The organism is Brachybacterium sp. J153 (assembly GCF_036311905.1).
Lineage (GTDB): Bacteria > Actinomycetota > Actinomycetes > Actinomycetales > Dermabacteraceae > Brachybacterium.
In genome coordinates this window covers 74,573-97,291 of record NZ_JAZDCH010000005.1, presented here as the reverse complement: position 1 = coordinate 97,291, position 22,719 = coordinate 74,573, and the positions used below count along the sequence as shown (strand labels likewise).

Annotated in this window: 15 protein-coding genes; 7 read left to right on the top strand and 8 right to left on the bottom strand. The window is 73.6% G+C overall.

Annotation, left to right across the window (positions count from 1 at the left end):
- The first annotated feature begins 73 nt into the window (after positions 1-73).
- The 5 genes from V1258_RS03335 (at position 74) to V1258_RS03315 (ending at position 5,327) form a co-directional block, all read left to right on the top strand.
- Complete coding sequence (locus V1258_RS03335) at positions 74-730, top strand: HAD-IA family hydrolase (protein ID WP_329748346.1); 657 nt, start codon at positions 74-76, stop codon at positions 728-730.
- 10 nt (positions 731-740) lie between these two features.
- Positions 741-1,310, top strand: coding sequence for a maltokinase N-terminal cap-like domain-containing protein (locus tag V1258_RS03330; RefSeq protein ID WP_329748345.1), 570 nt, complete (start codon positions 741-743; stop codon positions 1,308-1,310).
- 696 nt (positions 1,311-2,006) lie between these two features.
- Positions 2,007-2,930 carry a carbohydrate ABC transporter permease gene (locus V1258_RS03325; RefSeq protein WP_329748344.1) on the top strand — a complete coding sequence of 308 codons (924 nt, stop codon included), beginning with the start codon at positions 2,007-2,009 and terminating at the stop codon, positions 2,928-2,930.
- On the top strand, positions 2,927-3,868 hold the full coding sequence (locus tag V1258_RS03320) for a carbohydrate ABC transporter permease (protein WP_329748343.1): 942 nt from the start codon (positions 2,927-2,929) through the stop codon (positions 3,866-3,868). Before V1258_RS03325 ends, V1258_RS03320 begins: the two co-directional genes overlap by 4 nt.
- A 91-nt stretch (positions 3,869-3,959) precedes the next feature.
- Positions 3,960-5,327, top strand: coding sequence for an ABC transporter substrate-binding protein (locus tag V1258_RS03315; RefSeq protein ID WP_329748342.1), 1,368 nt, complete (start codon positions 3,960-3,962; stop codon positions 5,325-5,327).
- Positions 5,328-5,418: 91 nt separating this feature from the next.
- Here the strand turns inward: V1258_RS03315 and V1258_RS03310 are convergent, their stop codons facing one another.
- The 5 genes from V1258_RS03310 to V1258_RS03290 form a co-directional block, all read right to left on the bottom strand.
- On the bottom strand, positions 5,419-6,816 hold the full coding sequence (locus tag V1258_RS03310) for a multidrug effflux MFS transporter (protein ID WP_329748341.1): 1,398 nt from the start codon (positions 6,814-6,816) through the stop codon (positions 5,419-5,421).
- 131 nt (positions 6,817-6,947) lie between these two features.
- A complete protein-coding gene (locus V1258_RS03305; RefSeq protein ID WP_329748340.1) occupies positions 6,948-7,988 on the bottom strand; it encodes a CPBP family intramembrane glutamic endopeptidase in 1,041 nt (346 codons plus the stop codon).
- Positions 7,989-8,086: 98 nt separating this feature from the next.
- Positions 8,087-8,851 (bottom strand): queuosine precursor transporter, encoded by a 765-nt coding sequence (locus tag V1258_RS03300; RefSeq protein WP_329748401.1) that lies wholly within the window; start codon positions 8,849-8,851, stop codon positions 8,087-8,089.
- A 71-nt stretch (positions 8,852-8,922) separates the two neighbouring features.
- The gene (locus tag V1258_RS03295) at positions 8,923-9,732 is read right to left on the bottom strand and encodes a GH25 family lysozyme (protein WP_329748339.1); all 810 of its coding nucleotides are present in this window, start codon (positions 9,730-9,732) and stop codon (positions 8,923-8,925) included.
- A 67-nt stretch (positions 9,733-9,799) separates the two neighbouring features.
- A complete protein-coding gene (locus tag V1258_RS03290; protein ID WP_329748338.1) occupies positions 9,800-10,612 on the bottom strand; it encodes a TetR/AcrR family transcriptional regulator in 813 nt (270 codons plus the stop codon).
- A 195-nt stretch (positions 10,613-10,807) separates the two neighbouring features.
- Between V1258_RS03290 and V1258_RS03285 the strand changes: the two genes are divergently transcribed.
- Positions 10,808-13,600, top strand: a complete 2,793-nt coding sequence (locus V1258_RS03285; RefSeq protein ID WP_329748337.1) for an MMPL family transporter — start codon at positions 10,808-10,810, stop codon at positions 13,598-13,600.
- Entirely contained in the window at positions 13,600-16,479 is a 2,880-nt protein-coding gene (locus V1258_RS03280; RefSeq protein WP_329748400.1) for a YhgE/Pip domain-containing protein, read from the top strand. The genes V1258_RS03285 and V1258_RS03280 overlap by 1 nt, the downstream gene beginning before the upstream one ends.
- A gap of 43 nt (positions 16,480-16,522) precedes the next feature.
- Here the strand turns inward: V1258_RS03280 and V1258_RS03275 are convergent, their stop codons facing one another.
- The 3 genes from V1258_RS03275 to V1258_RS03265 are packed head-to-tail and all read right to left on the bottom strand — an operon-like array spanning position 16,523 to position 22,662.
- Positions 16,523-19,984, bottom strand: coding sequence for an error-prone DNA polymerase (locus V1258_RS03275; RefSeq protein WP_329748336.1), 3,462 nt, complete (start codon positions 19,982-19,984; stop codon positions 16,523-16,525).
- Positions 19,985-20,035: 51 nt separating this feature from the next.
- Positions 20,036-21,757 (bottom strand): DNA polymerase Y family protein, encoded by a 1,722-nt coding sequence (locus V1258_RS03270; protein ID WP_329748335.1) that lies wholly within the window; start codon positions 21,755-21,757, stop codon positions 20,036-20,038.
- A complete protein-coding gene (locus tag V1258_RS03265) occupies positions 21,757-22,662 on the bottom strand; it encodes a hypothetical protein (RefSeq protein ID WP_329748334.1) in 906 nt (301 codons plus the stop codon). The genes V1258_RS03270 and V1258_RS03265 overlap by 1 nt, the downstream gene beginning before the upstream one ends.
- Between the last annotated feature and the right edge of the window lie 57 nt (positions 22,663-22,719).

The following is a 22,719-nucleotide window of genomic DNA, read 5'->3' as shown; positions in this document are numbered from 1 at the left end:
GCCTCCCCGTCGGCCGTCGATCGCTGTGCGGGACCTCCCGCGCGCGACGGCGCGGGCCTGGCACGATCGGGGCATGGCAGCGACGAGCATCATCTGGGACCTGGGCGGAACCCTCGTGGACACCTATCCGGAGGTGGACCGGGCCCTCGTGCGGGCCCTCGAGGAGCCGCTCACCCCGGCGCGTCTGCACGAGGTGGCGCTGCTGACACGCATGTCGAGCGCCCATGCGATCTCGGTTCTCGCCGAGCGATACGGCGTGCCGGAGGAGACGCTGCAGGCGGCGTACGACGCGACCAAGGAGACCTGGCGGGTGCAGCCTGCCCCGGTGATGGACGGGGCGCGCGAGGTGCTCGCCGCGGTGCACGCCGGGGGAGGGCTGAACCTCGTCGCGACCCACCGCGACCGGACGAGCGCCCAGACGCTGCTGGACGGCCTGGACCTCGCGGTCGACGACCTGGTGTGCGCCCCGGACGGCTTCCCGCGCAAGCCCGACCCCGCCATGCACCTCGAGCTCCTCTCACGGCACGAGCTCGAGGCGGCGACGGTGCTCGCCGTGGGGGACCGGCCCGCAGACGTCGCCGCCGCGCAGGCCGCCGGGATCCGCGGCGTGCTGCTCTGCACGCCCGGCGTCCCGCTGCACGCGCCCGGCGCGACGCGGATCGACGGCCTGCGCGACCTGCTCGCGGAACTCCCGGCGGGGGAGCGGGACGGCTCGGGCCCGCGCCGGTAGCGTGGTGACCATGGCGATCCTGCACCCCGCGACCCTGCATCCGTCCAAGGCCGAGCTCCTGGCCGACTTGCTGACCACCCGATCCTGGGGCGAGCTGGGGGAGCTGCGCCTGCTCGGCGCCTACCGCTTCGACGATCCCGAGGGCGAAGTGGGCGTCGAGTGTCACCTGGTGGAGGTCGGGGAGACCATCTTCCACCTGCCGCTGACCTATCGTGCGGCGCCCCTGCCCGAGGCCGGCGAGGACGCGCTCGTGGGCACCATGGAGCACTCGGTGCTCGGCACCCGCCACGTCTACGACGGCCTCGCCGACGAGGTCGCCCTGGAATGCTTCGCCCGGGCACTCGCCGGGGAGCAGCAGCAGGCCGAGCTCGAGGTGCATGCGCCCGACGGCACGACGACGCGCCGCGAGCCGACCGTGCAGCTGCGCCTCGAGGTCGACGAGGGGGAGCAGCCGCCGAGCCTGCAGTCGCTCGAGGACGGCGAGCCGTTCACCATCGCCCGCACGCTCGGGGATCTCGACGGCGCCGTGCGCCTCGTGGCGCAGTGGGACGGCGGCGAGGGCGTCGTCGCCGCGTGCTGAGCGCGGAGTCCTACGGCTGAGGATCGTCGACTGCTTCCTCTGGACCGTCTGCTGGCGCTGAGTGTTGCCTTTGGACCGTGTGCCGCCGTCGAGTGCTGCCTTTAGACCGTGTGCTGCCGTCGAGTGCTGCCTTTTGACCGTGTGCTGGCGCCGAGTGTTGCCTTTGGACCGTCTGCTGGCGTCGAGTGTTGCGTTCGGACCGTCATTCGGTGGCGGTAGCGGTCTAGACGGAGCACTCGGTGATGGGTCGTGGTCGAGGACAGCGCGAGCGAGGACTGCGGCGTCGAGGAGGGCGTAGTCGAGGGCAGCGCGGCCGGGGAGGGTCTGCGCGGCGGCCAGACCCCCTATTCCGCCGTCGACTTTACATAACGTACATTATCGGCGGAGTGTGGAGAGCGGGCGCGGACGGCGTGCGGAGGGTGTTCGCGGACGGGGTGTGGAGGGTCGGCGGAGACGGAATGTGGGAGGCGGGCGGAGAGCTGCGCAGCGGCCGCTGACCAGCGCACTCGGAGCGTCGAGCACCACTGCGGGCGCATTTTGTCGCACGGGTCACAGCGCTGGGGACGAGTTCACCGGGCGTTCGCCGAACCGCGGCGCCTCGGACACCGGCGGGTCGTCGGCCGGACACGGACGTCACCTGGGATGGTCCACGGCCGTTCAGCGGAACGGCCTCTGCCTTCCGAGAACGAGGTGCGCATGTCCAGCACGAGTGCCGCTCGGGATGTCCGGCCCCGGCGCCGGCTGTCCTCCTGCCGCCGCCGCGAGGCGCTGTGGTTCCTGGTCCTCGCGCTGCCGAACATCGCCCTGATCATCCTGTTCACGTACCGGCCGCTGCTGACCAACGTGTACTACTCGATGCTCGACTGGACCCTCGGTTCGACCAGCGCGAGCTTCATCGGCCTCGGCAATTACGTCGAGTTCTTCGCCTCGCCGCAGGGACTCGACTCGATCCGCATCACGATCGTCTTCACCCTCGTGACCGTCGGCGGCTCGATGGTGCTCGGCCTGCTGCTGGCCCTCGCGCTGAACACCAAGATCCCCGGCACCTCGCTCGCCCGCTCGGCCGCCTTCGCCCCGTACGTGCTCTCCGGTGTCGGCGTCGGACTGGTGTGGTTGTTCATCTTCGACCCGAACTTCGGCGTGCTCGCCTGGTTCCTGCGGCAGATCGGGCTGGCCAGCCCCCAGTGGGTCCTCGACCCGGACATGGCGCTGATCATGGTGATGATCGTGTACGTCTGGAAGAACCTCGGCTACTGCGCGATCGTCTACCTCGGCGGCCTGCAGTCGCTGCCCCAGGAGGTCATGCAGGCGGCCTCCCTCGACGGCGCCGGTCCCCTGCGGCGCTTCTGGTCGATCAGCCTCCCGCTGCTCTCCCCCACGACGTTCTTCCTGCTCATCACCACAATGCTGTCGAGCCTGCAGGCCTTCGACATCCTCCGCGTCATGACCCCCACGGGCCGCGGCACCAACGCCATGATCTTCGAGAGCTATCTGCAGGCCTTCGGCGGCTACTCCCGCGCCGGGTACTCGGCGGCGATCTCCGTGGTCCTCTTCGTCATGCTCCTGGTGATCACCGTGGTGCAGATCCGCTTCGTCGAGAAGAAGGTGCACTACGCATGAGCGCTCCCGCCCCCGCCCCCGCCTCCGTTCCCTCGGTCGCCCCGCAGGGCGGCTCGACCGCCCCGTCGGCCGTGCTCCCCCGCCGCGCGAACGGGCCGTTCTCCGCGCAGAACCTGGTCGCGACGATCACCACCGGCTACGTGCCGCTGATCCTGTCGACCGCCGTCGTGGTGCTGCCGCTGCTGTGGATGGTGATCAGCTCCTTCAAGGCGCCCACCGAGATCCTCACCAAGGACCTCGTGGTGCTGCCCTCGGAGCCGACGCTGCACAACTACCGGGTGGCCATGACGACGGTGCCGATCCCCCGCTTCTTCCTGAACTCGGTGATCGTCACCGGCGTCGGCTCCGCGCTCAAGGTCGTGCTCGCGATCATGACCGCCTATGCGCTGGTGTTCCTGCGCTTTCCCGGCAAGAACTGGATCTTCCTCGGCATCCTCGTCGCCCTCATGGTGCCGCCGCAGGTCGCGATCCTGCCCAACTACGTGCTGGTCGCCGGCTGGGGTGGTGTGAACACCTACTGGGGCATCATCCTGCCGGGCCTCGGCACGGCCTTCGGCACCTTCCTGCTGCGCCAGCACTTCCTCACGATCCCACCCTCGATCCTCGAGGCCGCGAGCCTCGACGGCGCCGGTCACTGGCGATCCCTGTGGCGGATCGTGGTGCCCATCTCCCTGCCGTCCATCGCCACGGTCGCGCTCGTGACCATCGTCGGCGAGTGGAACGACTACATCTGGCCGCTGATCATCACCACCAGCTCCGACATGATGACCCTCCCCGTCGGACTGACAGCCCTGCAGAACTCCGAGGGCAACACGGGATCGGGCTGGGGGATCCTCATGGCCGGCACGGTCCTGGTGATCGTCCCCGTGCTGGTGGTCTTCGCCGCGCTCCAGCGCTACATCGTCTCGGGCCTCACCCAGGGCAGCGTCACCGGCTGACCCGCGGGCCCGAGCCCCCGTGGCACCGCTCCCCCGCGGCGCCGCACTCCTCCCGCAGGACCCACCCCCACTCGTCCCGAAAGGACACCCCATGACCCGTCTGCCCCGCACCCCGCAGCAGCTGACCGCGTCCCGACGCGCCCTCCTCGGCCTCGGTGCCGCTGGCGCCGGCGCCCTGGCCCTCGCCGCCTGCGGCGGCCCCTCCGTCGGCGGCGGCGACTCGACCGCGAGCGATGCCGGCGGCGAGGAGGTCGACTTCTCCGCGATCGAGCCCGCGACCGAGATCGCCTTCTGGACCAACCACCCCGGCGGCTCCAAGGACGTCGAGGCCGAGCTCATCGCGGCCTTCACCGAGGAAACCGGCATCACCGTCAACCACGTCACCGCGGGCTCCAACTACGAGGAGATCGCGCAGCGCTTCCAGACCGCGCAGGCCGCCCAGGACGACCTGCCCGCGGTCGTGGTCCTCTCGGACGTGTGGTGGTTCCGCTACTTCATCAACGGCAACATCGCTGCGCTCGACCCGATGATCGAGCAGCTCGGCATCGACGTCGCCGACTACCGCGACTCGCTCGTGGCCGACTACCAGTACGACGGCAAGCAGTGGGCGCTCCCCTACGGCCGCTCCACCCCGCTCTTCTACTACAACAAGGACCACTTCGCCGCCGCGGGCCTCCCTGACCGCGCCCCGGAGACCTGGGCCGAGTTCGAGGAGTGGGCACCGAAGCTGACCCAGGGCGACGTCGCCTACATGTACCCCGACCTCGCGGGCTACGCCGGCTGGACCCTCCAGAACGTCCTCTGGGGCCGCGGCACCGCCTGGTCCGAGGAGTGGGACCTCGCCGCCATCACCTCCCCGGAGACCGTCGAGGCCTTCCAGTGGGTGCAGGACTCCGTGTACTCGAACGGCTGGGCCCAGGTGTCCTCGGGCGATTCGGCCGACACCTTCGCGGCGGGCGTCTGCTCCACCACGATCGCCTCCACCGGCTCCCTCGTGGGCGTCCTCGAGGCCAGCTCCTTCGAGGTCGGCGTCGGCTTCCTGCCGGCCGGCCCGGTCGACGGGCCCGTCTGCCCCACCGGCGGTGCGGGCCTCGGCGTGCCCGCGTCCATCACCCCGGAGGAGCAGCTCGCCGGGGCGATGCTGATCGAGTTCATGGGGCGCCCCGAGTCCACCGTCGCATTCTCCGGTGCGACCGGCTACATGCCGATCCGCAAGAGCGCCGACGTCACCGAGCTGCTGGAGACCACCCCGCAGATCCAGACCGCGATCGACCAGCTCGAGGTCGCCCGCACCCAGGACTACGCCCGCGTGTTCCTCCCGGGCGCCGACCAGGAGATGGCCAACGCCGTGGGCACCATGCTCACCGCCGAGGGCGATGTCGAGCAGGCCCTGACCGACCTGCAGGCGACCCTCCAGGGCATCTACGACGCGCAGATCGAGCCGAACCTGCCGGCCTGATCCATCCTGCCACGGCACCCGCCGGGACAACGACGGCGCCCCCGGGGAATCCCCCGGGGGCGCCGTCCGCCGTCGTGGGCCGGAACGGGCCTCAGGCGGTCGCGCGCGCCCCTCCCCCTCGCCCGGCGGCGACGAAGAAGGCGCTCGAGACCAGGGCGCCGAGGAGGATCGCGAGGGCCATCGGCAGGGAGGAGTGGGTGCCGGCGAGGCCGACAAGGGGCGCCGCGATCGAGGCCGAGAACGAGAAGCCGAGGCCGAGCATCGCCGAGCCGGTGCCCGCGAACTCCCGCGCCTGGTCGCTCGCGAGCGCACCGCCGTTGCCGAGGATCAGGCCCTGCGGGGCGACGGTGAAGAAGAACGCCGGCAGCACGATCCATGCGGGCGACCCCAGGAAGAGGCTGCCGATCAGCAGCACGGAGCTGGCGATGATCACGATGATCAGGCCCACGCGGATGATCGAGCGCGGATGGATGGTGCGGGTGAGCCGCGCCGAGAGCAGCGAGCCGGCCATCATGCCCGCCGAGTTGATCGCGAAGCTGATCGAGTAGGCGGTCGAGCTGAAGCCCAGCATCTCCTGCACTACGAAGCTCGACGCCGAGACGTAGGCCATCACGGCGAAGGCCGAGAACGCGTTGACCAGCAGGTACGCGACGAACTGGCGTCGGCCGAGGAGCACCCGGCAGTTGTGCAGGAAGGTGCGGAAGCCGCCGGCGTGACGGCGGCTCGGCGGCAGCGACTCGGGGATCAGGAAGATCGTCCCGAGCAGCGAGATGAGCGACATCGCGGCGATGATCAGGAAGATCTCCCGCCACTGGCCGACCAGCAGGATGAGCCCGCCGAGCAGCGGCGCGACGATCGGGGCGATGCCGCCGATGCCCTGCATGAGGTTCATGATCCGGAACAGCTCGGGGCCGTCGGTCATGTCGATGAGCACGGCGCGGCCCAGCACCATGCCGAAGCCGCCGCCGATGCCCTGCAGCACCCGCATCGCCATGAGCAGCTCAGCGCTGTCGGCGAGGGCGCAGCCGATCGAGGCCAGCAGGCACAGCACGATGCCGATCAGCAGCGGGGTGCGCCGACCGAGCCGGTCCGAGAGCGGTCCCGCGACGACCTGGCCCGTCGCGGTGCCCAGGAAGAAGGCGGTGATGGTCAGCTGCATCCGGGTCGCCGTCGTGCCGAGGTCGTCGGCGACGTCGGGGAAGGCGGGGATGTACATGTCCGTGGCGAGCGGGCCGATCGCGCTGAGGGTGGTCAGCACGACGATCACCAGGACGGTGACCTTGGATCGGGTGCGCCGCAGCTCCTCCTCGGTGGGGAGGTGGGCGATGTCGTGGTCGGCCGGGTCCTCGAGGACCGGGATCGCGCCGGTGATCGTGGGGATCTGACCGGTGACGGTCGGCACCTGACCGGTGGTGGACGGCACCTCCCCGGTGCGGGAGAGCGGCTCGTCGGCGTCGTCGGGGCGGGGGGAAGGGGCGGCGGGAGCCACGGGGGTCCTTTCGGGCGGGCGTGGGCGAGCCGGGAGGGATCCGCGGATCCGACCCGGCTCGAAGACACGATGCTATGCCCGTCCCGGCCCGACGAGGAAGGGGTCCATCGGGCGAGATTCCCACGCGGGAGTCACACCGTGGGCAGCGACTCCAGGCCGCTCCGTACCTGCTCCGTCGGGATCTGAGTGCTGCGCTCGACGCGCGAACGGCGCCGCTCGAGCAGCCACACGATGCCGACGAGGAGCAGGTCGACCCCGATCATCAGCAGCATGATCGGGCCGCCGGCGCCGGCCGAGCGGTCGATGACCACGCCGCCCCCGCCGGTCATCAGCGCGCCGAGGACCATGGCGAGCAGGTTGTTGACCACGTGGAAGGCGATGGGCGCCTCCAGACCGCGACTGATCAGCGCCATCAGCGCCCCGCACAGGCCGAAGGCCACGTAGTAGGCCATGAGCCAGAGGTCCCCCGCGCCGTGCGAGAGGCCGAAGACGATGCTCGAGAGGATGATGCCGACGGCGAGGGCGAGCCGCTCGGGGCGGATCCACGAGGCGATCGCGGGAGTCATGACGCCGCGGAACATGAGTTCCTCGGCGGCGGCCTGGAGGGGCGTGCTCAGCAGGGCGACGACCACCAGGGCGATGGTGGTGCCGGTGACGGTGATCTGTACGGACGGGTCGAGCAGCGAGGTCCCGCCGACCACGAGCCCGAGCGGGAGCACGAAAGCGGCCGCATAGAGGCCGAGGCGGCCCCAGCTGAAGGCTCGCGGATGGCTCAGGACGGAGCGCAGCGGCACGCGGCCCACGAACCTCGTCAGCAGCAGGCCGACGACGGCCGCGACGACCAGCGAGAGGTTCAGGGCGAGCAGGCCCAGCGGTCCGATGGAGAGGAAGTCCTGCGGGTCACGGCCGAGCGCCATGATCTCGACGAACATGGCCACGGTCATCAGCACGATCTGGGCGAGCAGCATGATCACGCCCATCGGGACGATGATGACGAGCGGCTTCCACCAGGCCATGCGGAGGTGCGCTCCGTAGCGGCGGGACGCATCGACGGCGCTCGGGCGCGGTGCCGGGGCGGCCGCCGGGCCGTTCAGGGCCGCGGCCGCGTCGCCGGCGTTGACGGCGGAGGCGGGTGCGGGACGAGGGACGGGAGCGGGAGCTGTGCTGTTCATGCGGCCACTGTGGTCCACGTCATGCACCCTGCGACAGCTCGGGGAGGCGAGGGGCGTGCCCGACCTTTGTCGGCCCGGCGCGCCCCTCGCCCTCGCCGTCAGTCGCGGGCCGGGAGCGCCGCGAGTCGGGCCTGGTAGGTGGGATCGGTGCGCTTGAGGAAGCGGATGACCGCGGAGGTCACGGGGATCATCGCGTACTGGACGGCGACCTTGTAGGCGAATCCGAGGATCGTGTACTCGGCCCACTGCTCGATCGTGGTGATGCCGATCGCCGCCGCGGCGATGGTGCAGAAGATGATCGTGTCGACGAGCTCGCCGAGGCCGCTCGAGGTGAACAGGCGCCCGATCAGGCCCCGCTCCCCCATGCGCTGCTTCATCCGCGCGACGACGAGGGAGTTGAGGGTCTGTCCGGCGGCGAAGCCTGCGAGGCCGGCCAGGACCACGATCCACACCGGGCCCAGGGCGAGCTCGAGGGCAGCCTGCTTCGCGAGGCCGTACTCATCGGGGAAGGGCGGCAGCGCGATGATCACGAAGTAGCTGAGGGAGGCGATCACGCTCACGGTGAAGGAGGTGATCACGGCGCGGCGCGCGGCACGCGGGCCGTAGAGCTCGGTGACGATGTCGCCGAGGACGTAGGCGAGGGGGAAGAGGAAGAAGCCGCCGTCGGTGATGATCTCGAATCCGGTGCCCGGGACGGTGCCGAAGCTGACGCCCTTGGCGGCGCCGATGCCGGAGAGGATCACGACCGTGACCATGGCGGCGAGGAGGATGTCGAAGTGGGAGGAGCCCCGGTCGGCGTAGACGGCGCCGGCCGGGCGTCCAGACACGGGGGCGGGGGACGGTGCTGAGGTGTGTTCTGTGATGTTCACCGGGGCAGGCTACACAGCGGGCCGGGTCGCTCCCCTGTCGAGGTGACCCGGCCCGCAGCGCGGGATCAGATGCCTTCGGCGCCGTAGTCCTTCTCGCCGACGAAGCGGGCGAAGGAGTCCTCTCCGCCGTACCAGCGCACGGAGTCCCCCGCGAAGGGGCCGGAGTCCGAGTACTGCCACAGCTCCCAGGCCCACCAGCGGCCCGGCAGGCGGGTCGGGGCGGCGTCCTGGTAGGCGGCCAGGAAGAGCGGTGAGTTCTTGGGGGTCCAGTCCCCCACCACGTCCCGCCACCAGTAGTAGTTGGTGTAGATGACCGGGCGCCGGGTGGTGGCCTCGCGGTACCGGCTGGAGAAGGTCGCGATCCATTCGCGCATCTCCTGCTGCCCGAGCCCGTAGTCCGCGGGCAGGCCCTCGTAGCCCTCGAAGTCGACCATTCCCGGGAGGGTGCGGCCGTCGTCGCTCCAGCCACCGCCGTTGGCGAGGAAGAAGTCGACCTGCTCCTCCGGGCCGCCCGAGTCGGGGCGGGCGAAGTGGTAGCCGCCGCGGACCAGTCCCGCATCGCCGGCGCCGCGGTACTGGTGGTCGAAGGCGGGGCTGCGGTAGGTGCGGCCCTCGGTGGCCTTGACCCAGGCGAAGCGGGAGCCGGCCGCGGCCTGAGCGGCCCAGTCCACCTCTCCCTGCCAGCCGGAGACGTCCTGGCCGTGGATGCCCGCGGCCTGGGCCGCGGGGGCGGCGAGAGCGGAGGCGCCGACGCCGAGCGCGGCGGCCGAGAGGACCCCTCCCCGCAGGAGCGAGCGCCGCCCGGGATCGGTGCTGGAGCCCGGGGGCTCGGCCAGGTGCTTGGGGCGATAGGAGGACAGACGCAGTGAGGCCATGGAGGTCTCCCGGGGAAGAGGGGACGTGGGGAAGGAGGGTGCGGCGTCCTCCGCACCTGCGTCGACCCTAGGAGTTCGCTGGGGGCGAACCGGGGGTTTCCCCGGTGCTCGGCGTGTCGTGGGTTACGTCGGAGATCGCCTCAGAGGCCGACGGCACCGCCGCCGGAGAGGCCGACGAGGCGGACGGCGCGGCCGCTGGGGCCGACGGTGCGACCCGATCGAGCGGCTCCACGAAGGCGCGGAGCGTGCCGAGGATCGTGGTGGCGGCCAGCTCGGTGATGTCGCGGCCGTCCATCTGCTCACGCACCATGAGGTCGACGAAGACGCCGATCAGCAGCTGGGCGAGGTCCTCCGGCGGGAGCAGCGGCCGCTCCCCCATCGCCTCCATGCGCTCGGCGAGCAGCGCGCCGATCTGGCCGCGCAGTCGACTGCGCAGGGCGGCGACCTCGAGGCGCATCGTCTCGTCCCGCAGGGCGCGGGCCACGGCCTCGGAGTACAGCAGGTACCACTGGCGGCCGAAGGGGCGGATCCCCTCGAACACCGCGACCATCACGTCGGCGTCCTGGAAGGCGCAGAGGCCGGTGCCCGCTCCCCGGGAGGCGGCCTCCTGGACAGCGGCCTCGACGGAGCTGTCCGCGATCGCGAGCACCTCTTCGGTCACCGACGCGAAGAGGGCGACGAACACTTCCTCCTTCGTGGAGAAGTTGGAGTAGAACGCCCCGCGGGTGAATCCGGCGGCCTTCACCAGGTCGTCCACGGTCGCGCCGTCGATGCCCTTCTCCACGAAGACGTCGAGGGATGCCCGCACGAGCTTCGTGCGGGTGTTCTCCTTGCGACGGGTGCCTGCGGACTCCGGCAGCGGATCGAACAGGTCGCTCATGGCGCGGTCGGGTCTCCTCGGGGGATCGGCGGGGGGTCGCAGTGCTCGCCGTCTCATCGGCTCAGGGAACGTTGAGGCTTCTGCGGACAGGTGGATAGTATCCCACTGGATGCATTCGTGTATCGAATGCGCTGGCGTCTCGGGCGACGGGCCGCCGACCGCCCTGCCCGCTCCTGTTCCCCTGCTGGAGGCCGCGTGTCCTCGTCCCTGTACCGCCTCGGTCTGTCCATGGCCTCCCTCCGCTGGAAGATCGTCGCCGTGTGGACGGTCCTGCTGGTCGTGATCGGCGGCCTCGCCGTGGGCCTCGGCGGCTCCTTCTCCACCGAGTTCCAGATCCCCGGCACCGAGGCGCAGCGCGGCATCGACCAGCTCGCCACCCGCTTCCCCGAGATGGCCGGGACGGCCGGCCAGGTGGTGCTGGTAACCGAGGACGGCTCCGACATCGACGAGCATCAGGGGCAGATCGTCGCCCTCATGGAGGACATCTCCGAGGTCGAAGGCGTCGGCGCCGCCCCGGACCCCTTCGACGACCTCTCCCCCGGCACGCGCGATGCCACGGAAACCGCCCTGATCGCGCAGTTCCAGATGGACGGCCAGATCGGCGAGTACCCCGCGGAGTCGGTCGACGAGATCGAGGCCCTCGTCGAGGCGGCCTCGACCGACGGCCTCGAGGCGCATCTCGGCGGCCAGGTCCTGCAGAGCGCCGAGATCCCCTTCAGCGCCGGCGAGGTGCTGGGCATGCTCATCGCGCTGATCATCCTCGCCGTCATCTTCCGCTCGTTCGTGCCGGCGCCCGTCCCGATCATCACCGCCGTGGTCGGCGTGGGCGTCTCCATGCTCGCCGTGATGGCCCTCTCCGCCGGCATGGAGATCCCCTCGGTGACCACCTCGCTCGGCGCGATGCTGGGCCTGGCCGTCGGCATCGATTACGCGCTGTTCATCCTCTCCCGCCACCGCGACCAGCTCAGCCGCGGGGACGACGTGCGGGAGTCGATCGGCGCGGCACTCGCCACCTCCGGCAGCGCCGTGATCTTCGCGGGCCTGACCGTGATCGTCGCGCTCGTCGGCCTGTTCATCACCGGCATCCCCTTCCTCACGATCATGGGCGTCGCGGCGGCCGGCACCGTCGCGCTGAGCGTGGTCGTGGCGCTCACCATGCTGCCGGCGATCCTGGGCATCCTCGGCGAGCGGCTGCGGCCGCGCGCCGTGCGCCGCACGATGGCCGAGAACGGCGGGGTCCTGCCCCCGTCGGCCGACGGCGACCAGGCCGCTCCGCGCCGCGGCCTCGGCCTCGCCTGGGTGCGCCTGGTGACCCGCGTGCCGCTGCTGACGATCCTCGTCGTGGTGATCGGCATCGGCGCCCTCGCGATCCCCGCGAAGGACCTCGCCCTCGCCCTGCCGGACCTCGGCACCGAGAAGCCGGGCACCGCGGCCCGCGACACCTACGACCTCGTCGACGAGACGTTCGGGCCCGGATACAACGGGCCCCTGCTGGTCACCGCCGACATCATCAACACCACCGACCCGCTCGGGGTCGTCGACGAGCTGGAGGCGGACATCGCCGCGCTCGACGGCGTGCAGGAGATCCAGATCGCGACCCCGAACCGCGGCGCGGACCTCGCCGTCATCTCCGTGATCCCCGAGGGTGGCCCCACCGAGCAGTCCACCAAGGACCTCGTCGCCGAGCTGCGCGGCAGCGCCGCGGCGTGGGAGGACGAGCTGGGCATCTCCGATATCACCGTGACCGGCGCGACCGCCGTCGGCATCGACGTCACCGACAAGCTCTCCGAGGCGCTGATCCCCTTCGGCACCTTCGTGGTCGGCTTCTGCCTCGTGCTGCTCGCCCTCGTGTTCCGCTCCGTCTGGGTGCCGATCAAGGCCGCCCTCGGCTACCTGCTCTCGGTCGGCGCGGCCTTCGGCGTGACCGCGATGGTCTTCGAGTACGGCTGGTTCAACGGCGCGCTCAACGTGAGCGTCAACGGGCCGGTCGTCGCCTTCATGCCGATCTTCGTCATGGGCGTCCTCTTCGGCCTCGCCATGGACTACGAGATGTTCCTGGTCACCCGCATGCGGGAGGAGTTCGTGCACACAGGTGACGCGAAGGGCGCGATCGAGCGCGGCTTCGTCGGCAGCGCCCCCGTGGTCGTCGCCGCCGCGCTGATCATGGTCGCCGTCTTCGGCGGCTTCATCTCCTCCGGCTGGTTCATGCTCCAGCCGATCGCGATCGGCCTCGCCGTGGGCGTGCTCGTCGACGCCTTCGTGGTGCGCATGACCCTGGTGCCCGCGGTCCTCGCGCTGCTCGGCGCGCGCGCCTGGTGGCTCCCCCGCTGGCTCGACCGCCTGCTGCCGCGGGTGGACGTCGAGGGCGAGGGCCTCGCCGGCGTCCTCGAGCACCGCCGCTGGACCGAGGAGCACGGCGTCCACGCGCTGCGCCTCGAGGAGGCGGTCGTCCCGCTGCTCGGCGATCGCGGCACGCTCGGACCGCTCACCGGCTCCGTCGTGCCCGGCACGCTGCTCGTGGTCCGCGCGCCCGACGACGTGGACCGCGCGACCTTCCTCGCGCTCGCCGCCGGACGCGTCGCCCCCGTCTCGGGCATCCTCGCCGCGCACGACCGCCTCGCCCCCGACGACCTCGGCACGATCCAGTCCCGGGCCCAGTGGGTCGGCGCCGGCGACGACGTCGCCGAGCGGCTCCGCACCCTCGGCGGCCGCGGCGTGTCCCGCTCCGTGATCGTCATCGAGCAGCTCGTCGATCTCATCCACGCCGCGGACGTCCGCGACGACACCCTCGTCGAGCGGATCGACGCCCTGCTCGCGGCCGGCGCGACGATCGTCGTCGGCTCCCGCTCCGCGGCCTCGACCGACGCCGAGCTCCGCCTCCGCGCGACCCTGCGTGAGCCGGACCGGCTGCTCGCGCTCGCGGTGCGCCGCAGCCAGCCGCTCCCCGACAGCTCCCCCGCCACCCAGCCCGAAGGAGTCCCGGCGTGATGCGCCTCGCACATCCCCGCACCCTGGTCGTCGTCCTCCTGCTCCCCCTGCTCGTGGTCGGCGTCGGCCTGTGGGCGCTGAGCGGCCGCGTCGACCGGCTCGACACGGTCCCCGCCGCCGTCGTCAACCTCGACGAGGGCGCCGAGATCACCGATGCCGATGGGAACACGCAGACCGTCCCCTTCGGCCGCCTTCTCGCCGGGGCCCTCACCCAGCCGGGAACCGTCGACGGTCAAGAGGCCCCGGAGACGACCGGCTTCGACTGGCAGCTGACCAGCGAGGAGGATGCCGAGGAGGGTCTGCGCAGCGGCACGTACGCCGCCGTGGTCGTGATCCCCGAGGACTTCTCCGCGCACCTCGCCACGATCGGCACCCCCGAGGCGTCCCGGGCCATCCTCGAGGTCACCACGAACGACGCGAGCGGCCAGATCAACGCCCTGGTCGGCACCGCCGTCGCGGACGCCTCCGCCACCACCATGGGCGGCCAGCTGGCTCAGCAGTACCTCGACGGCCTCTACCTGGGCTTCAACGACCTGCAGTCCGGGTTCAGCGACGCCGCGGACGGCGCCGAGCAGCTCGCCGAGGGCACCACTTCCCTCGACGACGGCACCCAGGAGCTCGCCGGCGGCACCCGCGAGCTCGCCGACGGCGCGGACGCCGCGGCGGACGGCACCGAGGAGTTCGCGGGCGGCGTCTGGAGCCTCGCCGACGGCGCCGACCAGACCGCGATCGGCACCCGGCAGCTCGCCGGCGGCCTGGACGAGCTGGCGACCGGGGCCGACGGCGCCGCGTCGGGGACGGGCGAGCTCGCCACCGGGCTCGACACCCTCGCCGGCGGCACCGAGGACCTCGACACCGGCGTCGCCGCCCTGCAGACGGGCATGCGCGGCACCGATACCCAGCCCGGTCTGCTCACGGGCGCCGAGCAGCTCGCCGCTGGCGTCGAGGGCGACGGCACCGCCGAGAACCCGGGCCTCGTCGCGGGCGCAGAGCAGCTCGCGAGCGGCGCCGAGACCTACGCCGACGGCGTCGCGCAGGCCGGAGCGGCCGTCTCCGGGGACGGTACCGCCGAGAACCCCGGCCTCGTCCCCACCGCCCGGTCCGTGGCCGACGGCGCGGTCCAGCTCGGCGAGGGCGCGCGGCAGACCGCCGACGGCGCCGCGCAGCTCGGCGAGGGCGCCCAGCAGGTCGCCGACGGCACCGCCGCCCTCGCCCCGGGGGCCCAGGAGCTCGCCTCCGGCACCGAGCAGCTCGCAGCGGGCGTGACCGGGGACGGCACCGCCGCGAACCCTGGCCTCCTGGCCACCGCCGAGGACCTCGCCGCGAGCCTCTGCGCCGAGGACCCGGCCTCCGTCGACTGCGCCCAGGCCCAGGGCCTCGTCGCCTACGCCGAGGGGGTGGAGACCGGCCTGACCGGGGACGGCACCGCGGAGAACCCGGGCCTCGTCGCCGGCACCCAGCAGATCTCCACCGCGCTCGCCGGGGACGGCACCGCCGCGAACCCGGGCCTCGCCGCCGGGGCGCAGGGCGTGGCCGACGGCCTCAACGGCACCGCCGAGCAGCCCGGGATCGTGCAGGGCACCGAGCAGATCGCCGACGGGATCCAGGGCACCGAGGAGCAGCCCGGCCTGGTGCAGGGCGCCCAGGGCACCCTCGCCTACGCCGAGGGCGTGGGCACCGCCTTCGCCGGGGACGGCACCGCCGAGAACCCCGGCCTGGTCTCCGGGGCCGAGCAGCTCGCCGCGGGCACCCGCACGAGCGCCGACGCCGCCCCCGCCCTCGTCGACGGGGTCACCGCGCTGCGGGACGGGCTGGCCGAGTACGCCGACGGCGTCGACGAGCTCGCCACCGGCACCGGACAGCTCGCGGTCGGGGCCCGCAGCAGCGCCGACGGTGCGGGCGAGCTCGCGACCGGCATGGAGCAGCTCGCCGCCGGCACCCGCTCCAGCGCCGACGGCGCCGGGCAGCTCGCCGACGGCACCGATCAGCTGGCCGCCGGCGCGACCGAGCTCGGCGAGGGCGGCGACCAGCTCGCCACCGGCAGCCGGCAGCTCGCCGACGGCACCGACGAGCTCGCCACCGGCACCGAGGAGCTCGCCGGCGGCACCGAGGAGCTCGCCACCGGAAGCGACGAGCTCGCGACCGGCCTGCGCGAGGGCGCCGACGGCATCCCCACCTACTCCGAGTCGGAGCGGGAGCGGATGAGCGAGATGGCCGCCGACCCCGTCGGCACCGAGGCCACCCGCCAGAACGCGGCCGACGGCGCGACCACCGCGACGTTCCCGTTCGTCGCGGCGCTCGCGCTGTGGCTGGGGGCGTTCGCGAGCTTCCTGCTGCTGCCCGCCCTCTCCCGCCGCCTGCTGGACCGGGCGGTGCCGATGTGGCAGGTCGTGCTGCGGTCGCTCGCCCCCGCGCTGCTGATCGCGGTCGTGCAGACGATCGCCGTGCTGGCCGTGCTGACGGCCGTGGGCATCGCCCCGGTGTCGCCGCTCGCGGTGGGCCTCGTGGCGCTCGCGGGCGCCGTGATGTTCGCCGCGCTGCACCAGGCGCTGCTCGCGGTGCTCGGTGACCGGATCGGACGGATCGCCTCGATCCTGGTGATGGTGCTGCAGGTGGTGGCGCTGGTGGGGATCCTCCCCATCGCGACCGCTCCCCCGGCGCTGCAGGCCGTGAGTTCGCTGATGCCGCTCTCGATCGTCACCGAGGGCCTGGTGCACGCGGCCCTCGGCGGCTCGCTGGTCTCCACCTCGGGGATCCTGCTGTCGATCCTCGCGTGGGCGGCGGTGTCGCTGATCGCGACGCTGCTCGCGGCCCGCACGGCCCGCCGCGCCGAGCGCTCGGACCGGCTGCGGTTCGCGACGGTGCCCGCGACCGCCTGAGCCTCCCGGGCCCGGGCCCGAGCGCGGCGGCCCGCCGCACCGCTCAGCGGAAGTCCCTGGACCTGCCCGCCGCCGGCAGGTCCAGCGGCTCGACCCCGTCGGCCACCAGGTTCACCGCTCCCGTCGCGTTCTCCACGATCCCGCGCAGCACGACCGCCCGGGTGGTGCGCAGCAGCGCCCGGTGCCGCTGCCAGAAGCCCTGCGAGCAGATGACGTTGAGGATCCCGGTCTCGTCCTCGAGGCTGAGGAAGGTGATGTTCCCGGCGGTCGCGGGGCGCTGTCGGTGGGTGATCACCCCCGCGACCCGGATCCGGGTGGAGTCCTCCGCCGCTCGGGTCCCGCCGATGCTGAGCACCCCGTCGGACTGCAGGCGCTCCCGCACGAGCGCCATCGGGTGGTCGTCGAGGGTGATACCGGTCGCCCAGGCGTCGGCGTCGGCGAGCTCCGCATCGCTCATCCCCGGCAGCATCGGCGCCCGCGCCCCCACCGCGAGGTGCGGGAGGGTCTCGGGGGACTCCTGGGCCGCGGCGCCCGCCGCCCACAGCGCCTGCCGACGCGACGGGGCGAGCGCGTCGAGCGCCCCCGCGGTGGCGAGCGCCTCGAGCTGGCGGGCGCTCAGCCGCACGCGGCGGGCGAGATCCGGGACCGAGGCGAAGGGACCGCCCTCCTCGCGGGCGGCGACGATCGCCTCCGCGGTCTCGGTGCTGATCGAGCGCACCTGGTCCAGACCCAGCCGGATCGCGGGCCCGGCCGCGGCGGCCCGGCCCTGCACCTGCTCGCGGGCGGCCCCGGCGGCGACCTCCGCGTCGGAGCGCACCCGGTAGCCGTGATGCTCCGCATCGGTCTCCAGACCCGTGCGGGCCGCGCTGACCAGCACGTCGGGGCCGCGGGTGAGCACGCCGTGGCGGCGGGCGTCGGCGACCAGGGACTGCGGCGAGTAGAAGCCCATCGGCTGGGAGCGCAGCAGCGCCGCCGTGAACGCGGCCGGGTAGTGGCACTTGAGGTAGGAGCTGGCGTAGACGAGGTACGCGAAGGAGTAGGCGTGCGACTCGGGGAAGCCGTAGTTGGCGAAGGCGAGCAGCTTGCGGTGCACCGCCTCGGCGTCCTCCCCGGTGATGCCGTGCTTCGCCATCCCGCTGAACAGGGCGTCGGAGAGGTCGAGCATCTTCTGGGTGGAGCGCTTGGAGCCCATGGCGCGGCGCAGCTGGTCCGCCTGGGCGGGGGTGAAGTCGGCGATGTCCACGACCATCTGCATCAGCTGCTCCTGGAAGAGGGGGATCCCCAGGGTGCGGCGCAGCGACTTCTCCAGCCGCGGGTGGAGGAAGGTGACCTCCTCCTCTCCGGTGCGGCGGCGCAGGTAGGGGTGGACGCTGCCGCCCTGGATGGGGCCGGGCCGGATCAGCGCCACCTCGACGACGAGGTCGTAGAACACGCGCGGCTTCAGCCGGGGCAGGGTGGAGATCTGGGCGCGGGACTCGATCTGGAACACGCCCACGCTGTCGCCGGTGCAGAGCATGTCGTAGACGGCCGGGTCCTCCTGCGGCAGGGTGCGCAGCTCGAAGTGCTGGTCGTGGTGCTCGGCGACGAGGGCGAGGGCGTGGTCGAGCGCCGTGAGCATCCCGAGCCCCAGCAGGTCGAACTTCACGAGGCCCGCGTCGGCGCAGTCGTCCTTGTCCCATTGCAGCACCGAGCGGTCCGCCATCGCCGCCCACTGCACGGGGCACACCTCGATCACGGGCCGGTCGCACAGCACCATGCCGCCGGAGTGGATGCCGAGGTGGCGGGGCGCGTCGCGCAGCTGCCGGGCGAGGGTCAGCACGTCCTCGGGGATCCCTTCCCCCTCGATCGAGGAGTGGGAGTGCTCGAGCCGACGGGAGAAGGCGTCCTGCGCGCCGACGTCGTGGCCGAGCGCCCGGGCCGCGTCGCGCACCGCGAGCTTGCCGCGGTAGGTGATGACGTTCGCGACCTGCGCCGCGTTCTCCCGCCCGTAGCGCTCGTAGACGTACTGGATGACCTCCTCGCGGCGGTCGGAGGCGATGTCGATGTCGATGTCGGGCGGGCCGTCCCGCTCGGGCGCGAGGAAGCGCTCGAACAGCAGGTGGTGGCCGACGGGCTCGACCGCGGTGATCCCCAGCGCGTAGCAGACGGCGCTGTTGGCGGCGGAGCCGCGTCCCTGCGCGAGGATCCCCTCGCGGCGGCAGAAGGCGACCAGGTCGTGGACGATCAGGAAGTAGCCGGGAAAGTGCAGGTCGGTGATGACCCGCAGCTCGTGGTCGATCTGCGCCCACGCCCCGGGGATCCGCTCCTCGGCGCCGCCCCCCGGGCCCGCACCCGGCCTGGGCCCGTAGCGCTCGCGGCCCTCGACCTCCACCAGCTCCCGCAGCCAGCTCGCCTCGTCGTGCCCGGCCGGGACGGGGAAGGGCGGCAGGTCGGGGGCGAGCAGGCGCAGGTCGACGGCGCAGTCCCGGCCCAGGCGCGCGGCGGCGGCGAGGGCCGACGGGTAGCGGGGCAGCAGGCGGTCCATCTCCTCCCCGCTGCGCAGGTGCGCGGGGCGGGAGGGGAGGTGCGCGTCCGCCTCGGCGAGCGGCACGGCGGCGCGCAGCGCGGCATGGGTGTCGGCCAGGCGCTTGTCCGCGGGCCGGGCGTAGTGGGCGTTGGTGGTGGCGACGAGCGGGAGGGTGATCGCGTCCAGGCCGTGGGATTCGCGCACCAGGCGGGCGCCCTGGGCGAGGGCGTCGTGCAGCTCGTCGGCCTCCCCGCCGCCGCCGGCGACCAGCTCGACGGCCACGTTCCCCACGCCGAACAGCTCGACGAGGCGGCCGATCTCGTCGGCGGCGGCCTGGGCGGCGCCCTCGAGGTCCCCCTCGGCGAGGCGGGCGCCCGCGGCACGGGTGACGGCGCCCTTGCGGCAGCCGGTGAGGATCTGCCAGTGCCCCTCGGCGGCCAGACGGGACAGCTCGGCGAGCCGGTAGCGGGGCGTGCCCTTGCGGCGGCTGTCGAGGTGGGCGCGGGCGATCGCGGCGGAGAGCATCCGGTAGCCCTCCTGGTCCCGGACCAGCACCAGCAGGTGCTCCCCGTCGGGATCCGGGATGCCGGTGCGGGGCGCGGCGATCATCGGCGCGGTCCCGGCCCGGTGCCCGCCGGGCTCGAGGCCGAGGGTCAGCTCCGCGCCGAACACGGTCGCGATCCCCGCCTCCCGGGCGGCCTGGGCGAAGCGGACCGCGCCGGGCAGGCCGTCGTGGTCGATCAGGGCGAGGGCGTCCAGGCCCAGCCGGGCGGCCTGGGCGACCATGTCCTCGGGGCTCGAGGCGCCGTCGAGGAAGCTGAAGTGGGAGTGGGCGTGCAGCTCCGCGTAGGCGACGCGCTGTGCGGGCCGGTAGCCGTCCTCGGCGACCTTCCCGGTGTGCTCGACGATGATCGGCGGGGAGACCAGCTCCGCGGCACGGTCCGAGAGGATCGCCTCGAGGTCCTTCCAGGCGGGCGGGCCCAGGAACCAGCCGGCCATCAGCGGGGCCCCGGGGACGGCGGGGTCAGGGCGGCGGCGAGGGGCGAGGGGTCAGTCATAGATCCCCTCCAGGGTCCAGGCGCCGGTGCGGGAGAGGACCAGCGCCGCGGCCTCCTCCCCCGTGGCGGTGCGCAGCACGAGCGGCAGGCGGGCGGCGCGGGTGCCCGTCGGCGTCCACCAGCGCTCGTCGAGCACCGTCGGCGCGCCGTGGGAGAGCACGGGATGGGCCGTACCGACCCGCAGCCCGAGCGCCTGCAGCGCGGGCGCCCCCGGGGCGGGGACCAGCAGGCGCGCGGGCGGGGCGCTCAGCAGGCCCCGAGCGGTGACCACCACCGGCTCCCCCGCGGCGTCCTCGAGCCGCACCGGCGGCGGGGTGCGGAACACGGTGGCGGGGGCGGGGCGGGGCAGAGAGCCCGGCCAGGGGCCCTCGCGGCGGGCGGGACGCTCGGTGCGCCAGGGCACCGCGACCACCTCGTCCGCGAGCAGCCGGCCCCCGACGGGGACGGGGATCTGCACGGCGTCCTCCCCGGCGAGGCCCTGGGCACGGGCGAAGGCGCGGGCGGCCCGCTGCGCGGCCTCCCCCGAGCTGCCCCAGAGGGCGGGGGCGGCCTCGCCCGCCGGGGCCAGCTGCAGGGGATGCAGGCCCAGGTGCACGATCGCCCCGGTCCGGGGTCCGCCGAGGCGGGCGCGGGTGATCCAGCCGTCGCACTGCCAGCGGATGCGGTCGACCACGTCGGCGACGCCGAGGGCTCCGTCGTGCCGCCAGGTGCGCTCCATCTCCTCCCCGCTCTCGGTGCGGGCCACGATCCGCAGCCGCGTGCACACCAGTCCCCGCTCGGTGAGCATCGCATGCAGCTGCTCAGCGAGCGGGCGGGCCACGAAGGCCGCCTGGTCGGTGCGCACCAGCGGGGTCTCCAGCGCGGTCTCGGCGAGCACCGGCTGGGTGGGGTGATGGGCGGAGGGCGGGGCCGGCTCCCCGCCGCGGGAGAGCAGGTGGAGGGCGGCCACGTCCGGGCCGAAGCGGTCGGCGACCGAGGCCGCGGGCAGGTCGGCGAGATCGCCGAGGGTGGCGATGCCGAGCCGCTGCAGCAGGTCAACGGTCTCGGCGAGCTCGAGGCGCTTCTCGGGCCGCGTCGCGGAGGGCTGGCCGCGATGCCCCCAGCCGGGGCCGACGGGGGCGTGCCGCAGCGCCTCGATCGGGTGCGGGGCGAGGTAGTCGGCGCTGCGGCCGGGGCGGATGACCCTCCCGGCCGGGGCGGCGAGCAGGGCCGCGAAGGGGCCGTCGGCGATGCCCACGGTGCACTCCCAGCCGGTCAGCTCGGCGACCGCGTCGAGGATCCGCTCCGCGAGCGCCGCCTCCCCGCCCTGGTGCCGGGCGGGCCCGCGGGCCGACATCAGCAGCACTCCGGGGCGGAGCACGTCGACCCCCGCGGCGATGGTGTCCACGGCGGCGGCGACCAGCTCGAACAGGGCGGACTCGGCGTCGCGGTCCGTCTCCAGCACGAGCGCCTCGGGGCAGGCGGCACGAGCCGCGCGACGGGTCATGCCGGGCCGCGCCCCTGCCTCCCGGGCGGCGGGACCGACGTGGGTGACGCGATGGTTCTCGAGCAGCAGCACCGGCACGGCCGACGGGTCGACCGGCCCCGGCGGGCCTGCGCTCTCCGCCCCCGTCGCTGCGGCGCTCGCCTCCGCGCGGCGCTGATGGCGGTCCAGCGCCGCGAGCAGCGGCCAGTCGGGCACGGTCACGGCGACCGTGCGGGTGGCGTCGGCCATCAGCCGGCCCTCGGGATCATCTGCAGCGGGCGCACCTCGGCCGCGGCGAGACCGGCGGCGGAGCTGGCCGCGGCGGTGCTGGACAGGGCGGGGCCGGGGATCGCAGCGAGGAGCCCGCGGACCTCGGGCAGCAACACCTCCACGCCGCGGCCCGCGCCGATCCCCCGCCCGCTCGCGGTGACCGCCAGGCGCCGCCGACGCAGCCGTCCCGAGCCCTGGCCGAGACCGGTCCAGCCGCGGCTCTCGGTGCGCAGCACGAGATCCGCCCGACCGGGCGGCGAGGCGGCCAGCAGCAGGGTGTCGGCGGTGCGGGCGCGGCCCTGGAGGGTGCGCCACAGGGCGGGGGCGGGCAGCGCGCCGGGACCGAGCACGAGCACCCCCACGCCGTCGGCGAGGGCCGAGAGCACCTGCGGGGCGCGGTCCCCGTCGGCCGGGGCGAGGGCGAGGCGGAAGGGATCCAGCCCGGCGTCCAGGGCGGCGCGCAGCCCGAGGTCCGGCAGGCCCGCGAGCGCGCACCAGGAGTCCTCCCCCGCGGCGGCGACCGCGAGGGCGAGCAGCAGCGAGGTGCTCCCGGCGCCCTCGATCGCCACCGAGCTGCCCGCGCGCAGGCCGGTGCGCGGGAACAGCGGGGCCAGCGGCGCGGGGACCGGCAGCCGGGTGCCGGTGGGATCGGCGGCGGTGAGGTCCGCTGCGGACCCGCCGGGCTCCCCCGCCGTCGGCCTCTCCCCCGCCGGCGCGGGGCCGACGGGAGCCGATGCACCGGGGACGGACGGCGCCGCGGACTGCAGCGCGGTGCGGTCGATCCGCCCGCCCCAACGGGCGGCGGAGCGCTCCGCGGCGCTGAGCGCGGCACGGGCCCGGGAGAGCCGCTGCTCCCGGTCCTCGCTCTGCAGGGCGGTGCTCATCGTGCTCCTCCTCCCGGACGCCATTTCCTCGCACACGTGTTCGAACAGGGATTCGAA